Source organism: Panacagrimonas sp., assembly GCF_965216805.1.
GTDB lineage: Bacteria > Pseudomonadota > Gammaproteobacteria > Nevskiales > Nevskiaceae > Panacagrimonas.
Map to the genome: position 1 here is coordinate 81,600 of NZ_CBDCGN010000002.1, position 14,986 is coordinate 96,585.

Consider the following 14,986-nt stretch of genomic DNA (forward strand, 5'->3'; position numbering starts at 1 on the left):
TCATGCGTCGCCACCTCGCGGTCTCGATGCTGTTGTGCGTGCCCTCGCTCGTGCTCGGCGCCGAAGGCATGTGGACGCTGGACAAGCTGCCGCAGACGGCGCTCAAGGACAACTACGGATTCGAGCCCGACGCCGCCTGGATCGACACGGCGATGAAAGCCTCGGTGCGACTCGCCAGCGGCTGCTCGGGGTCCTTCGTCTCGGCCGACGGCCTGGTGCTGACCAACAATCACTGCGTGGTGGGTTGCGTGCAGGGCTTGTCGTCGGAGCAGCACGATTATCTGAACCAGGGATTCCTCGCCCACCGGCGCGAGGCCGAGCTGCAATGTCCGGCCACCGAGCTGAACCGGCTGGAGGCGATTGCCGACGTGACCGAACGCATACGCAAGGCCACCGACGGATTGCAGTCGCAGGCCTATCGCGAGGCCAAGGATGCCGAAAAGTCGCGCATCGAGTCCGAATGCGGCGACGACCCGCGCACCCGCTGCGACGTCGTGGAGCTCTACAACGGCGGGCGCTATCACCTGTATCGCTACTATCGCTACCAGGACGTGCGCCTGGTGTTTGCCCCGGAGTACGACATCGGTTTTTTTGGCGGCGATCCGGACAACTTCCAGTTTCCCCGCTACAACCTCGACGCTGCCTTCCTGCGGGCTTACGAAAACGGCAAGCCGGCGCGGGTCGCGCACTGGTTCCCCATCTCCACCAACGGTGTGGAGCCCGGAGAGCTGACTCTGGTGACCGGGCATCCGGGCCGCACCAGCCGCCTGCTGACCGTGGCGCAGCTCGAACGGCTGCGCGATCTGGATCTGTTCGAGCAGTTGCAGCACATGGCCGAACTGCGCGGCCTGCTCACGCGCTATCGCGCGGAGGGACCCGAACAGGCGCGGCAGGCGCAAGCCGATCTGACCTTTCTGGAAAATTCCATCAAGGTCTACACCGGCCAGTTCAAGGCGCTGCAATCCAGGCCGCGCATGCAAAGCAAACGCCAGGCCGAGGCCGCATTGCAGAAGGCGGCGAACGTCGAGGAGCGCGACGCCTGGCAGATCATCGCCGACGCCCAGCAGACCTACGCGGCGATGCGTGCGCCCTACGTGCTGATCGAGCGCGGCGATGGATTTCGCAGTCAGTACTTCCAGATTGCAAGGACGCTGGTGCGCGGTGCCGAAGAGCGCGACAAACCCAACGACGAGCGCCTGCGCGAATTCCAGGACGCCGGTCTGACCAGCCTGCAGCAGAAATTGTTTTCGCCAGCGCCGGTCTATCCCGCGTACGAGAAGGTCAAGCTCGGCTGGTCGTTGGCCAAGCTGCGCGAAAAGCTGGGACCCGACGATGCGTTCGTGAAGCTGGTGCTCGGCAAGGACGCGCCGGACGCGCTGGCGGCGCGGCTGGTGCAGGGCACTGCGCTTGGCGACGTGGCCGAGCGCAAACGGTTGTGGGAGGGCGGCAGTGCCGCGATCGCCGCTTCCAAGGATCCGTTCATCGAGCTGGCGCGCGCCATCGACACGCCTGCGCGTGCGATCCGCCGGAAGTTCGAGGACGAGGTCAAGTCGGTGGAGGAAAAACAGGCCGAGATCATCGCCGCGGTGCGCTTTCGCGAGCTCGGCACCGGCGTCTATCCGGACGCCACGTTCACCCTGCGGCTGTCCTACGGCGACGTACGCGGCTGGGACGAGGGCGAGCGCCGCATCGAGCCGTTCACCACCATCGACGGTTTGTACCGCCGCCAGACCGGTGCGCCGCCGTTTCGCATCAGCCCACGCTGGGCCGAGCGCGAGGCGCAGGTGGACAAGAGCACTCCGTTCAATTTCGTCACCACCAACGACATCATCGGCGGCAATTCCGGCAGCCCGGTGCTCAACCGCGACGGTCGCCTGATCGGCCTGGCCTTCGACGGCAATATCCACTCGCTGGGCGGCTCGTTCTGGTTTGACGAGGCAATCAACCGCTGCATCGCGGTAGACAGCCGTGCCATCGTCGAATCGTTGCGCCAGGTGTACCAGGCAGAAGCGCTGGTCAAAGAGATTGTGCCGACTGCGCCGGATGATCCCCCGGACCCGTAGCGCGGAGCGTGCCCGCGCCGCGATCCGCGCGCACCCCGAACGTCCTACAACAGACCCTCGGCGCGCAGCCAGGCGTGCGAGTCGCCGATCATCTTGCGCAAAGGACTCGAGGTGTAACCCAGCTCGGTCGTCGCGCGACGGTCGTTGCAGCGATAGGTGGCGGCGAAGACCTCGATGACTTCGGGTGTGTAGATCGGCCGCTGGCCGGTGTGGATGGCGATGTCCGACTCGATCTGCGCATAGCGCAGCACCAGTTCGCTCGGCAGGCGATGCGCCTTGAGCGGCATGCCCAGCAGTTCGGCCATGACGCCGAGCACCTCCCACAGGTCGGCTTCGGCACCGCCCAGGATGTAGTTGTGGCCACGTTGTCCTTTCTCGGCAGCGGTGATGTGCGCGGCGACCACATCGTCGACGTGGCACCAGGTCATCAGGCCGGTGTCCGGTACATAAGGAAGCAGGCCGTCGCGCACCAGGAAGAAAAAGGCACCCCAGGTCGTGCGATCAAAAGGACCGAAGATTCCACCGGGATTCATGATCACCGCGGGCAGGCCGCGCTGCACACCTTCACGTACCACTTCCTCTGCGGCCCACTTGGTACGTGAGTAGTTGATGCGGGACTGAGCCCCGAGCTGCGCGCTGCGCTCGGTGATTAGCCCCGGCCGATCGCCGTAAGTACCCAGCGTCGAGGTGTAGACCAAGCGCTTGGCCCCGCGTTGCAGCGCGGCTTCGACCAGATGGCGGGTGCCGTCGACATTGTTCGCCGTCTGCTGCGCATTGTTCTGCGCCCAGAAATTGAGATCGGACGCGACATGAAACACCGCGTCCACCCGCTCCGGCATCGCCGCCAGCAACGACGCGCTGTCGGTGAGATCGCCGGAGACCCGCTCGACCGGCAGGCGCTGCAGATAGGTCAGATCCGAGGACGGGCGGTGCAGCGCGGTGACCCGCCAGTCTTCCGCCACAAGCCGCCTGATGAGGTTGTGGCCGACGAAACCGCTACCGCCGGTGACGAATGCTGTGCGGGGCATGCCTGTCCTCCCGGGTTGCGGACCGCTGCCGGCAGCGGTCGGTTCAGAGCATTTCGATGGCCACGGCCACGGCCTCGCCGCCACCGATGCACAGGGTGGCGATACCGGTCTTGCCGCCGGTTTTCTTGAGCGCACCGACCAAGGTCGCCAGCACCCGCGCGCCGCTGGCCCCGATCGGATGACCCAGCGCGCAGGCGCCGCCGTGGATGTTGACCTTGGCGTGATCGAGCCGGTGCTCCTTCATCGCCGCCATGGTGACCACCGCAAAGGCCTCGTTGATCTCCCACAGATCCACATCCGGCGCTTTCCAGCCGAGCCGGTCCAGCAAGGTCTGCACCGCGTACACCGGGGCGATGGTGAACTCGCTGGGCAGGCGTGCGTGGGTGCTGTGACCGAGGATGCGCGCCAACGGCTTGATGCTGCGCCGGTCGGCTTCGGCACCGCTCATGACCACGATGGCGGCGGCGCCATCGGAGATGGAACTGGCGTTGGCCGCGGTAATGGTGCCGTCTTTCTTGAACGCGGGCTTGAGGCCGGGAATCTTGTCCGGCCGGCCCTTGGCCGGCTGTTCGTCCTGCGCGATCACGGTCTTGCCGTCGCGGCCGGTCAGCTCCACCGGCGCGATCTCGAACGCGAAACTGCCGTCCTCACCGGCGAGCTTGGCCCGGCGCAGGGATTCGATGGCGTACGCGTCCTGCTCTTCGCGGGTGAAGGAATACTTCTCTACGCAACGCTCCGCGAATACGCCCATCGGGGTGCGCTTTTCGTAAGCATCTTCCAGGCCGTCGAGCGCCATGTGATCCAGCAGTTCGCCGTGGCCGTAGCGATAGCCGGCGCGTGCCTTGGTCAGCAAGTGCGGGGCGTTGGTCATCGATTCCATGCCGCCCGCGACCATGACGCTGTTGGTACCGGCGCGGATCGAATCATGCGCCAGCATCACCGCCTTCAGGCCCGAGCCGCACATCTTGTTGATGGTGGTGGCCCCTGCCGAGTCGGGCAGCCCGGCGCCACGCGCGGCTTGGCGCGCCGGCGCCTGACCCTGCCCGGCGGGCAGGCAGTTGCCCATGATGACCTCCTGCACGTCCTCGGGCTTGAGGCCAGCGCGCTGGACCGCGGCCTGGATGGCGGCGGCGCCGAGCTGCGCGGCGGTGAATGGGCTGAGCACGCCCAGCATGCCGCCCATGGGGGTGCGGGCGACGGCGGCGATGACAATGTCTGAGGTCGACACGAGTGAATCTCCGGTGCGAATGACAAGACCTGCATTATCGCCCGCCCGCGGCGCCGATCCGCACCCCAGGCGGGTAGGGCGATGCCTCCCGGAGTGGGCGTCGGTGCCGCGCTGCGCTAGGCTTCGCGGTCTTGATTTCGTCGCGCGTATCGCCGGGCCGGTGTCCGCGTCGCTCAAAGGGGGCAGATCGATGGAGACAGATCGATGATTCGGTTCGTGGGCGGTGCAGGCCGGCTGAAGCGGGCCCGCCTGCTGGCCGCGGCGGGTGTGCTGTGCGGGATTCCCGCGCTGGTATCGGCGTCGCCGGATATCCGGCTGCAGGCCGCGGTACTGCAAGAAACCCAGGTCGCCAGCGTTGGTGGTGTCAGCCGCCCGGGCCTGGTGCCGGCCTCGCGCGTGACCCCCGGCAGCGAAGTGATCTACCAGGTTTCCTACACCAACACCGGCGCCGAGCCGGCGCAGCTGATCATCACCAACCCGTTGCCCGACGGCCTGCTGTACCAGCATGAAGCCTCTGCGGCGGCAGGATCGCGACTGGAGGTCTCGATCGACGGAGGGGCGCACTTTGGCGAACTGCCCTATCTGCGCCTGAACCAGGCCGGCGGGCAGACCCGCGCCGCGACGGCCGCGGACGTCACCCATGTGCGCTGGGTGCTGGACAAGCCGCTGCAGCCGGGCGAAGGCGGACGGGTCAGTCTGCGGGCAGTTATCCGCTAGTTTGCGGTTGCGTCGCCGACGGCATCGCGACCGGCGCGCGCTGCGACTTGTGCGGCGCATCGCTCGTCGCTGCTGCGACCGGGCGCAGCAGCGTGAGCCGGGAGAACGCCGACTCGACGCCGGCGGCGCGCAAGGGCATGTGCACGTAGGTCCGGTTGCGCCATCGGCCGAGCTGGTCGGCGTAGTTGTCGCTGCCGATCCAGCCATCGTTGCCGCCGAGCAGGACGAAATGGTTGGCATCCGGATCCGCCAGATCCGACACGTGGCGCGCCTGCGCGCCGTACTGCACGCGATGACGACCCGCCACCAGGCCATGCGAATTCTTCATCGGCGACTCGCGCGTTCCGCCCGCCCCCCATTCGGCCACCACCAGCCCGCGCCCGAACATCGGGATCAGACTCAGCAGGTGACCGACGCGCAGGCGATGCATGTCGCCCCAGCGCGGGTAGCGCCGCCGCGCCGCCAGCGCGCGTTGTGCCGCCCGGCGCAGCAGTGGATTCAGGCTGGCGCTGGGCAGGGCGTCGAGATCGTCGATCAGCAAGCGCGTGTGGCGGCCCCATTCGTCGTCGAGATCGACCGCACGATGCAGCGCGCGCTGCGGCCGCAGTCCGCTTGCCAGCGCATGCAGCAAGGATTCGAACAGCACCGGTGTACCGGCGTCGGCCGCGTAGTCGCCGTCCCAGTCACGCAAGGCGGCAACGACCTCGGCGTCGGCGTCGGCGCGCTCCAGTCTCAGCGCTAGCGATGCCGCCAGCCTGGCCGCGCCGGGCACGCGCGTATCGTTCTGCAGCGCGATCAGATCGGCCAGGCTCAGGCGTTCGCCGGCGGCCAGTTCGGCGAGGCGTGCGGCGCGGTCGCCTTCGCTGAAAAAGAATCCCAGCGGCGCCCGATCGAACTGCGGCCGATCGTTGGCCGACACGCGAAAGCCCGCCGCAGGGTCCACCGTCAGCGGCAGCGACAGCGCATCCCAGCGCTGCTGCCAGGCCTCGTCGGCCTGCAACGGGCTCAGGATGGGGCTGGTCTGCGGCAGTGCCGATCGACGCGGCAGATGCGCGGCGTAGACGTGGCCGATGTGGCCGTCGCGCGAGGCGAACAGGATGTTCTGCGCGCACACGCCGAAGTCGGCGAACGCCGAGCGGAACTGCTCCACCGTCCGCGCCCGCGCGGCCCCCAGAAACGCGCCGATCTCGTCCGAGGTCCGCGCTCCGACCCAACGCAGGGCGACATCGCCGCCGGCCACCCGCAGCACCCGCGCGTCGTTGAGGATGGGTCCCTGCGCGGTGCGGCGGATGCGGCGTCGGCGCGTGCCCATGCCGCGTACGCGGATGTCGGTGTAAGTGGTGTGGACTTCGGCGTGCGGCAGTTGGGAGACGTCCACCAGGTCGCTGGAGGCGGCGCGCATATTGGTGCCGCCCCAGGCGAAATGTGGGCCCACGCCCACACCCACGAACGGCAGGCCAGTCGGCATCAGACCGACCATGTGGTAGCTCGGACTGCGCACACCGGCCAGCACCCAGAAGTTGGGCAACTGCTGGCCCAGGTGTGGGTCGTTGGCCATCAGCGGCGCGCCGCTGGCCGAACGCGATGCGGCGATGACGACGCTGTTACTGCCCCCGCGCACCAGTTGCGTCATCGCCTGGCCGGCGCGACCCGCCAGCGCAGCGCCGCCGACCGCGCACAGGCGCTGCCACAGGCTTGCAAAGCCCGGATGCGCGCGTGTGCGCAGCAGACCCAGATAGCTCGACCAGTTGACGTCGGCGCCGGCCAGTCGCCCCAGGGTCAGCACGTCGACCAGCGTCCACGGCTCCGGTTTCAGGGCCAGCCAGCGGAACTCGGGCGGCCGCCGGCGCAGCCGCTGCTGGTAGTCGTTGAGGCCGCGCACGAAAGGCTCCACCCAGGCGCGGGTGTCGGCCGCCAGGGTCGCGGCACAGCGGGTCGCCACGCCCGGCAGGTCCAGCAGGCGCAGGGCGTGGTCCAGATTCACCGCCGGCGGTCCGAACATCTCCGCCACCCGGCCCTGGGCGATGCGCTTCATCAGGTGCAGTTGCGCCAGCCGCAAGTGGGCGTGACACAGGCCCAGCGCGTAGGCGGCATCGACGTCGTGCTCGGCCTCGATGTAGGGCACCGCGTGTTCGTTCCAGCGCAGATGCACCGGCGCCTGCAGGTCCAGGTCCGCGGTCGGAAAATCGGCCAGTCGTTGTTCTAGCGTCAGAGGCATCCGCCCAGTGTGGCCGGCGCAGATTGCAACGCGAAGAAGCTCCGCGGCCTGTCAGCGCGCAGCGGTCTGCTCGCCGGGGTCCAGCAGCGTCTCGCCATGCTGCAGCACGCGAAAAGCGGCGGCCGGGATGCCGGCTGCGGCCAGCGCCGCTGCGAGTCGGCGCGGCGGTTCGTCCAGCGACTCCAGGGTGAGGCGGAACGTGCCCCAGTGCATGGCCAGCGACTGCCGGCTGCCGACGTCCCCATGGATGCGCACGGCCTCCTCGGGGTCCACGTGGACCGGGCGCATGAAGTCGCGCGGGTCGTAGGCGCCGATCGGAATCATCGCAAGGTCGATCGGCGCGAAGCGGCGGCCGATCTCGACGAAGTCGGGCCCGTAGCCGGTATCGCCGGCAAAGTAATGCCGCCGGCCGCCGCATTCGTACACATACCCGCACCACAGCGTACGGTTGCGGTCGCCGGCCCCACGACCGGAAAAGTGTTGCGCGGGTACCGCATGCACGCGCAAGCCGCGCACCTCGGCGTGCTGCCACCAGTCCAGTTCGATCGCCTGCTCGATGCCGCGCCGTGCCAGCCACGCTTTCAGGCCCAGCGGCACCACGAATGCCGGGGCGTCGCGACCGGCCAGCTGGCGCACCGTGGCTTCGTCGAGATGGTCGTAGTGATTGTGCGAAATCAGCACCACGTCGATCTTCGGCAGCTCCGCCAGGCTCAGCCCCAGCGGCGCGATGCGCGCCGGTCCCGCCCACTGTACCGGCGAGGTGCGCCGCGACAGCACCGGGTCGGTGAGCAGGTTGATGCCGCCCAGCTGCACCAGAAAGCTGGCGTGCCCGATCCAGGTGATGCTGGTCTGGCTGCGATTGGCGGCCAGCCAGGCCGGATCGTTGTGCGCCTTGGGAAAGCCCGGTCGCGTCCAGCCGGCCTTGCGCCACTCGCGCAGAAACGCCAGCAGCGACTTGCCGCCGTGCGCGCTGTTGCGGTGGTTGTTGCGAAAGCGCCCGTCGCGGCTGCGCGGTGCGCCGGCCCCGGATTTCAAGTCCATGCGTTGAGATCGCTGTCGGTCACGCGCCACAGGTACCAGCTCGCGAGCGAACGATAGGGTGCCCAGCGCTGCACGATCTCCAGGGTGGCGGGCTCGTCGAGCTTGGCGCCCTGATTGAAGAGCCGGTTCACCCCATTGCGCAGGCCGACATCGCCCATGGAAAAAATATCCAGCCGGTCGAGCGCGAAGATCATGAACATTTCGGCGGTCCACAAGCCGACGCCGGGTAGATCGTCCAGGGTCTTGAGGGCAGTGGCGTCGTCAGCCTTGGCGAGCTGCTTGAAGTTGAGCTCGCCGGCCAGAACCTTCTCGCTCGCCGCGCGCAGCCATTTGACCTTGGCATTGGACAGGCCGCAGGCGCGCAGTTGTTCGGGCGTCACCGACAGCAGCTGCGCAGGCGTGAGCCTGGCCTTGGCACCGACCAGCGCATGCACGCGTGCCTGGATCGTGTCTGCCGCCTTGGATGAGAGCTGCTGGCCGATGATGGAACTGACCAGCACGTGAAACGGATCGCGTCGGCGCGCCCCCAGGGTGCAGGGGCCATGGGTGCGGATCAGTCCCCGCATGTGCTTGCAGCGTCGCGACAGATGGCGCTCGGCTGCAGCAATGATTTCGCGCTCGATCATGACAGGACGACTCGGAAGTTCGGGGTCGCGGCACCGCAGGGTGCCGTCTGATCGGCAAAGTATAAGGACGCCCGACGCGATTCAGGTGAGCCCGATGAGGGTCGGTCATCATGGGCAAGCGGACAGGACGAAGGCACACTCCGGCACTCGACACCGCCCATTCGCTGACTCGATGCTCAAGAAAAATGGCGGAATCCGGGCTCCGCGGCTGCTGGTGGGTCTGGCGCTGTACGTGTTGTCGGTGTCTGCAATGGCGGCGCCGCTGCTACTCGACGCGCAGGCGCGGTCTGTCGGCGGGCTGGAACTGGCCGGGCATCTGCAGGCCCTGCATGACGCCAGCGGTGAACTGACGTTCGAGCAGGTCAGGTCGACCGAACACGTCGCCCGCTTCGAGCCTTTGCGCGCCAACTTCAATGGTGGCTTTGCCGGTCGCGGCGCGTGGTGGCTGCGCTTTGATGTGCAGGCGGCGCCGGGTTCCACCCAGGACTGGTGGCTGCAATTGCGCTCGCCCTACGTCGACTACATCGACGTCTGGTTGCCGCAGGTGGGCGCAGACAGCGAGCCGACCTGGCGTCACCGTGCGCTCGGCGGTCTGCGGCCGGTATCGCAGCGTGACCTGGCCTCGCCGATCAATGTGCTGCGCATGGACGCGCTGCCGCAGAAGGGTCCGCACACGGTGTGGATCCGCCTGGCCGGTCATCGCACCCTGAGCCTGGCCGGCGCGGTGTGGCGGCTGGACGCGCTGGTCAGCGACCTGCAACGCATCATGCTGCAGGTCGCCGCGGTGATCGGCATGACCCTGCTGATGGCAGTGGTCACCCTGTTCCTCGGCGCTACGCTGCCGGACCGCAAATTCCTGTGGTACTCGGCCTATCTGGCCGCCAGCGCACTGCTGTTCGCCTGTTCGGAGAATCTGCTGTCGGTGCTGGTGCTGCCGGAACAGCCGGCGCTGGCGGTGCGCATCCACAACCTGTCGATGTGCCTGGGTCTGCTCACGGCACTGATCTTCGCGCGCAGCGTGCTGGACATGCCGATGCAGTTTCCGCGCATCGCCCGCGCGTTCCAGGTCATGGCCGCGCTCAGCGGCCTGGCCTTGCTGATGTCGCTGGCCGGCCACTACGGCAAGATCGCACCGCTGATCAATCTGCTGCGCCTGGGGACCGCGGTGCTGATCATCAGCTTGTGCGTGATCCTGGTGCGGCGCCACGCGCCCTCGGCCTGGCCCAACCTGATCGGCTACTCGGTGTACGGCACGGTGGGCGCGCTGCACTTCGCCAAGAACCTGGACTGGCTGCCGTTTTCCGCGTTCAACCAGTACAGCTATCTGGTCGGAATGATGGTGCACATGATCGCCATCTTTGTCGGTCTGGGGCTGCGCGTGAGGTTGCGCGAACGCCAGGCCCTGGCCGACTCGCAGGCGGCCGGCGCACGCCTGGAAACCACCGTCGCCGAGCGCACGCAGGCCTTGAACGCCGAGATCGCGGGGCACGAGAAGACCGAGGCGCAGTTGCGGGTGGCGATGGATGAACAGCGGAATTTCCTGTCCATGGTCTCGCACGAATTCCGCACGCCCATCAGCATCATCGGGGCCTCGGCGCAGATGATCGTCGACGAGCGCCTGCCACCGGGCCCCGAAGACGTGCAGCGCGAGGCCGGCAAGATCAACCGCGCCGCGCAGCGCATGACCGCGCTGGTCGACACCCTGCTGGCGGACGAGTGGCTGGAGTCCTCGGCCATGCAGCTCAACCCGCGCGAACTGGAACTGTCGGCGGCGCTGTACCAAGTCGGGCAGCGTTACGCGCGCGGCAGCGGCCGCGACGTGGCTTTCGACCTGCCATCGCCGGCGCTGACCGTGCGCGCCGACCCCATGCTGCTCAACATCCTGTTCGACAACCTGATCGAGAACGCCATCAAGTACTCGCCGGCCGGGGGCAGCATCGACCTGCGCGCTTGGCGCGAAGGCAACACGGCGTGCTTTTCGGTGCGCGATCGCGGCGCCGGCATCAAGGACGCCGACGTGACGCAGATCTTCGAGCGTTTCTATCGCGCGTCCACGGTCAAGCGCCAACCCGGCATCGGGCTGGGGCTGTTCATGGTGCGACGCATCGCGGAATTGCATCGCGGCCAGGTGACCGCCGCCAACGCGGAGGGTGGCGGCGCGGTTTTCACCGTGCGTCTGCCAATCAACAGCCCGCATGACTGAGAACCTGTTCCGATCAACCTCGCGCGCCGGTAGGTCGGGTTTCAACCCGACACCCTGCGCTCGATCACCTGCGCGTTGCCGGCCTGAAGGCCGACCTACACGAATCCAAACTCGGGGCGCGCGCATCGTCGTCGCAATGCTGCTCATGCTGGCCGCTGCGGTCCCGCGCCCTGCGGCTGCAGACACGACCACCGACCCCGCGCCCTTGTCATCCGCGGCTGGCACCGCCCGCGCCGAAGACATCTTCGTCACCGCGCGCAAAGTCGAAGAAAAATTGCAGGACGTGCCGCTGGCCGTCACCCACCGCGATGCCGACCAGTTGCGCGATGCGGTGCTGACCGAGGTCGAGGACCTGCAGCGCACCGCGCCCAGCCTCTACATCCGTCCGGCTTCCGGTCAGGGCACCGCGCTGGTCCTGCAGATGCGCGGCCAGACCCAGTTCGACACCCTGGGCACGCTCGATCCGTCGGTGGCGGTGTACCAGGACCAGCTCTATCTGGCGCGACCGTTCGGCACCAACCTGTCCTTTGTGGATGTCGAGCAGGTGCAGGTGCTGCGCGGCCCGCAGGGCACGCTGTTCGGCCGCAACACCACCGGCGGCGCCATCCTGCTCAACACCCGCGATCCGGAGTTGAATGGCTGGAGCGGCAGCCTGCGCAGCAGTGTCGGCAGCGACGAAACTTTCGGCACCAGCGGCGTGCTCAACCTGCCGCTGCTGCGCGACACCTGGGCGCTGCGCGTGGTCGGCCAGCGCACGCGCTCCGACGGCTACGCGGTGGATACCATCAACAGCCAGGCACTGGGCGACAAGGACGACACCCTGCTACGGATCAAGTCGCTGTGGCAGCCACATCGCGCCTTCAGCCTGTTGCTGACGCACGAACACATCGACATCGACCGGCTCAACGGACCCGCCGAGCTTGCCTTCGCCGCGCAACCGAGATTCGTGGACGCCGACGGTGACGGCACGCCGGAGACGCCCATCGACGGCATCGGGCGGCTGGTGGTGGCCAATGCCTCGCAGGGCATGGACTCCATCGACAATTACCTTGGCGATCCGTATCGCGCACAGAACAATCCGGGTCTGGACCTGGCCTCCACCGCCCGCGTGCGCCTGTGGTCGGCCACCGCCAGCCTGGATCGCGACTGGGGGCGCATCCAGATCATTCTGGGCCGGCGCGACGCCGACGACATCGCCAACACCGTGGACTTCGACAGCACGCCGTATCCGGTGATCGGCACCACGTTTGAAGCCGACTACCGCCAGCACAGCGCGGAGCTGCAACTCACCGGCGAGCTGGTGCGCCTGCAGTGGGCCGCCGGCGTCCATGCCTTCGACGAGGAAGCCGTCGAGGCCACCGGCGGACAGGCCGCAGGCGGCGGCAACATCACCGACTTTGCCGGCGACGCCGAGGCCGACAGCGTCGGCATCTACGCGCAGGGCAGCTATCCCCTGCGCCCGGCGCTGAACCTGACCCTGGGCCTGCGACATTCGGCGGATCGCAAGTCGCTGGTGTCGCGCAACCGCGTCGGCACCGCGCAGACCGGCCTGCGCTGCGCGGTACCGGGCGTGCTAGAGGGCGCCCCCTGCGAGCGACGCTTCTCCAACCAGTCGAACCGCCTCAACTACCTGGTCGGGCTGGACTACCGGCTGGACGATGACTGGCTGATCTATTCCACGCTCACCACCGGGTACCGCTCCGGCGGACAGAACCTGCGCGGCCTGTCCGAGGCCACCTATCAGCCCTTCGAACCCGAGGACGTCACCCAACTCGAAGTCGGCGCCAAGGCCGAATTCCTCGACCGGCGCCTGCGCGCCAACCTGGCGCTGTACCGCTCTGAAGGCAAGGACGTGCAGCGTTCCATCCTGCTGCGCGTGAACGGATTTACCTCCACCTACACCGGCAACATCGCCGAGGTGTTGATCCACGGCGGCGAGCTGGAACTGGACTACCGCCCGTGGCCGAATCTGGCGCTCGGCGCCGTGGTCGGCATCGTGCGGCCCGAGTACGAAAGCTATGTCGATCTCAACGGCATCGATCGGTCCGATGAAGAGTTCGCCGGCATCCCCGAAACCCAGGTCGCGCTGAGCGCTGCGCACACCCAGCCATTCGCGCGTCTGGACTGGCGCAACAGCCTCAACTGGTCCTGGCAGGACCGCGTCTACAACTCCCAGGCCAACATCCGCGACTTCGCCCCCAATGAGCAGGCCGCCGCCGAACGCGCCTTGACCCAGTCCGCGCTGGGCCTGCTCAACGCACGCAGTGCGCTGGATTTTCGCAACGGCTTTGAACTCGCCGTGTGGGGCCGCAACCTCACCGACGAGATCTACGCCACCGGCGGGCTCGGCTTCAACGGTCTGGGCATCGCCGTGCGCTTCCCGCAGCCGGACCGGCAGGTGGGCGTGGAGGTGGGTTACCGATTTTGATCAGGCCTTGACGCCGAGCGCTCGCCCGCTCGAGACTTCTCACAGTTTCACAGTCATCGTTGGAGCACAGATGAAGAACATCACGCTGGCCGTGGATGACGCCACCTATCGCCGAGCGCGCCGCAAAGCAGCGGAGCGTGGAACTTCCGTGAGTGCCCTGGTTCGCGAGTGGTTGCAGACGCTCGATACTACGGACGCCGGGTGCAGCGAAGCGTCCAAGGCGCTGTTCGACGCCATGGATCGCGTCAAGGGCTATTCGGCGTCGACCCGGCTGGATCGTGATCGCGTGCATGACCGTGCGCTGCTTCGTTGATACCAATGTCCTGCTTTATGCGCTGTCTGATCGCGCCTCGGAACGGTCCAAGCGTCAGCGTGCTCGTGCGCTGCTCGCGTCCGAGCCGTTCGGGCTCTCTGTTCAGGTCTTGCAGGAATTGTTCGTCAATGCGCGCAAAGGCGGTGTCGACCCGGACGCGTTGGACGCGGTACTGGCAGAGCTGCGTCGAGTGCCCGTGATTGAATCGAGCCTGTCGCTGTTCGACACTGCTGTGGCGCTGCATCGGCGTTATGAAATTTCCTATTGGGACGCCGCCATCGTGGCCGCTGCACTGGAGCTTGGCGCACGAACCCTGTACTCCGAGGACCTCTCTCACGGCCAGCGCTATGCTGCAGTGCAGGTCGTCAATCCGTTTCGATAGCAAACCCGTCGTGCAGCGGCGACGCCCTTGCCGTCCGGCATCTCTTTCCAGGTGAGGCCGGGAACTGCAAGTGGACTCAAGGCCTGCGGCCGTCGCCTTGCCCGGAATGACCGCCCCTTGTTTGTCCGGCGGTTACGGCCCATCCGCGGGGCGAAACGCTCCAGCGAGCAAGTGATCGTGTAGGAGCGGCCCGTGGCCGCGACGATTCGCGCGCTTCTCATAAAGCCGCAGCGTTCAGACCTTGATGACGCCGTGGCCGTAAGCCATCAGTTGCGGGTCCTGGGTGAGCAGCAGCAGCGGCTCGGTGCGCGCCTGGGCCAGCAGCAGCCGGTCGAAAGGGTCGGCGTGCAATGTCGGAAGGCCCTCGACGGCGGCGGTGTGTTCCGGCCGGATGTCGAGCAGCAACCGTAGCCCGGATGAAATCCGGGGGCTGTTCTGGACCGAGCTTGCAATCCCGGATTTCATCCGGGCTACGCCGGCGCATATCTGAGGTCCGGTGCCGCCATCTCTGACGGCCGCAAGATTGCGCAAGAAATGCAAGAAAAGTGGCTCTGCGTGAAACAGTCGGAAACAAATATTTATTAGGCTTTACAGAAGCTTGGAAATAGTCTGAACCCCTCGCCGAAACGGCGATTGCGCGAGGGGAAAGCCAATGGCGGCAAGCGGCAAACGGGGTCGGGAGCGTGGCCGCGGATGCGCCTTGCGGCACCTGATGGCGCTGGCCGTACTGGTCCTGTTT

Annotated in this window: 12 protein-coding genes; 6 read left to right on the forward strand and 6 right to left on the reverse strand. The window is 67.2% G+C overall.

Translation table 11 applies throughout. The annotated features are described in order from the left end of the window. Positions 1 to 2 precede the first annotated feature (2 nt). Entirely contained in the window at positions 3 to 2,063 is a 2,061-nt protein-coding gene (locus ACOOHP_RS00535) for a S46 family peptidase (protein ID WP_420464517.1), read from the forward strand. Between the two features lie 44 nt (positions 2,064 to 2,107). Here ACOOHP_RS00535 and ACOOHP_RS00540 read toward each other — a convergent pair whose 3' ends face one another. Next, on the reverse strand, positions 2,108 to 3,091 hold the full coding sequence (locus ACOOHP_RS00540; RefSeq protein ID WP_420464518.1) for an NAD-dependent epimerase/dehydratase family protein: 984 nt from the start codon (positions 3,089 to 3,091) through the stop codon (positions 2,108 to 2,110). A 43-nt stretch (positions 3,092 to 3,134) separates the two neighbouring features. Then, on the reverse strand, positions 3,135 to 4,274 hold the full coding sequence (locus tag ACOOHP_RS00545; protein ID WP_420466920.1) for an acetyl-CoA C-acyltransferase: 1,140 nt from the start codon (positions 4,272 to 4,274) through the stop codon (positions 3,135 to 3,137). Positions 4,275 to 4,523: 249 nt separating this feature from the next. On the opposite strand from ACOOHP_RS00545, the gene ACOOHP_RS00550 reads away from it, so the two are divergent. Beyond that, positions 4,524 to 5,036, forward strand: coding sequence for a hypothetical protein (locus ACOOHP_RS00550; protein WP_420464519.1), 513 nt, complete (start codon positions 4,524 to 4,526; stop codon positions 5,034 to 5,036). On the opposite strand, the gene ACOOHP_RS00555 is transcribed toward ACOOHP_RS00550, so the two are convergent. From ACOOHP_RS00555 to ACOOHP_RS00565, 3 genes are read right to left on the reverse strand one after another with little or no spacing between them, the layout of a single operon-like run. Next, positions 5,026 to 7,254 carry a penicillin acylase family protein gene (locus tag ACOOHP_RS00555; RefSeq protein WP_420464520.1) on the reverse strand — a complete coding sequence of 743 codons (2,229 nt, stop codon included), beginning with the start codon at positions 7,252 to 7,254 and terminating at the stop codon, positions 5,026 to 5,028. The genes ACOOHP_RS00550 and ACOOHP_RS00555 overlap by 11 nt on opposite strands. A 51-nt stretch (positions 7,255 to 7,305) precedes the next feature. Then, entirely contained in the window at positions 7,306 to 8,295 is a 990-nt protein-coding gene (locus ACOOHP_RS00560; RefSeq protein WP_420464521.1) for an MBL fold metallo-hydrolase, read from the reverse strand. Next, on the reverse strand, positions 8,286 to 8,921 hold the full coding sequence (locus tag ACOOHP_RS00565; protein ID WP_420464522.1) for a DNA-3-methyladenine glycosylase family protein: 636 nt from the start codon (positions 8,919 to 8,921) through the stop codon (positions 8,286 to 8,288). The genes ACOOHP_RS00560 and ACOOHP_RS00565 overlap by 10 nt, the downstream gene beginning before the upstream one ends. Before the next feature lie 172 nt (positions 8,922 to 9,093). Here ACOOHP_RS00565 and ACOOHP_RS00570 point away from each other — a divergent pair, with 172 nt between their 5' ends. The 4 genes from ACOOHP_RS00570 to ACOOHP_RS00585 all read left to right on the forward strand — a co-directional run bounded on the left by ACOOHP_RS00570 (position 9,094) and on the right by ACOOHP_RS00585 (position 14,247). Further along, the gene (locus tag ACOOHP_RS00570; protein WP_420464523.1) at positions 9,094 to 11,124 is read left to right on the forward strand and encodes a sensor histidine kinase; all 2,031 of its coding nucleotides are present in this window, start codon (positions 9,094 to 9,096) and stop codon (positions 11,122 to 11,124) included. A 136-nt stretch (positions 11,125 to 11,260) separates the two neighbouring features. Next, positions 11,261 to 13,552 carry a TonB-dependent receptor gene (locus ACOOHP_RS00575; RefSeq protein WP_420464524.1) on the forward strand — a complete coding sequence of 764 codons (2,292 nt, stop codon included), beginning with the start codon at positions 11,261 to 11,263 and terminating at the stop codon, positions 13,550 to 13,552. 70 nt (positions 13,553 to 13,622) lie between these two features. Continuing rightward, positions 13,623 to 13,865: a CopG family transcriptional regulator gene (locus ACOOHP_RS00580; protein ID WP_420464525.1), complete on the forward strand. Its 243-nt coding sequence runs from the start codon at positions 13,623 to 13,625 to the stop codon at positions 13,863 to 13,865. Then, a complete protein-coding gene (locus ACOOHP_RS00585; protein WP_420464526.1) occupies positions 13,843 to 14,247 on the forward strand; it encodes a PIN domain-containing protein in 405 nt (134 codons plus the stop codon). The genes ACOOHP_RS00580 and ACOOHP_RS00585 overlap by 23 nt, the downstream gene beginning before the upstream one ends. Before the next feature lie 234 nt (positions 14,248 to 14,481). Here ACOOHP_RS00585 and ACOOHP_RS00590 read toward each other — a convergent pair whose 3' ends face one another. Then, on the reverse strand, positions 14,482 to 14,652 hold the full coding sequence (locus ACOOHP_RS00590) for a hypothetical protein (protein WP_420464527.1): 171 nt from the start codon (positions 14,650 to 14,652) through the stop codon (positions 14,482 to 14,484). Between the last annotated feature and the right edge of the window lie 334 nt (positions 14,653 to 14,986).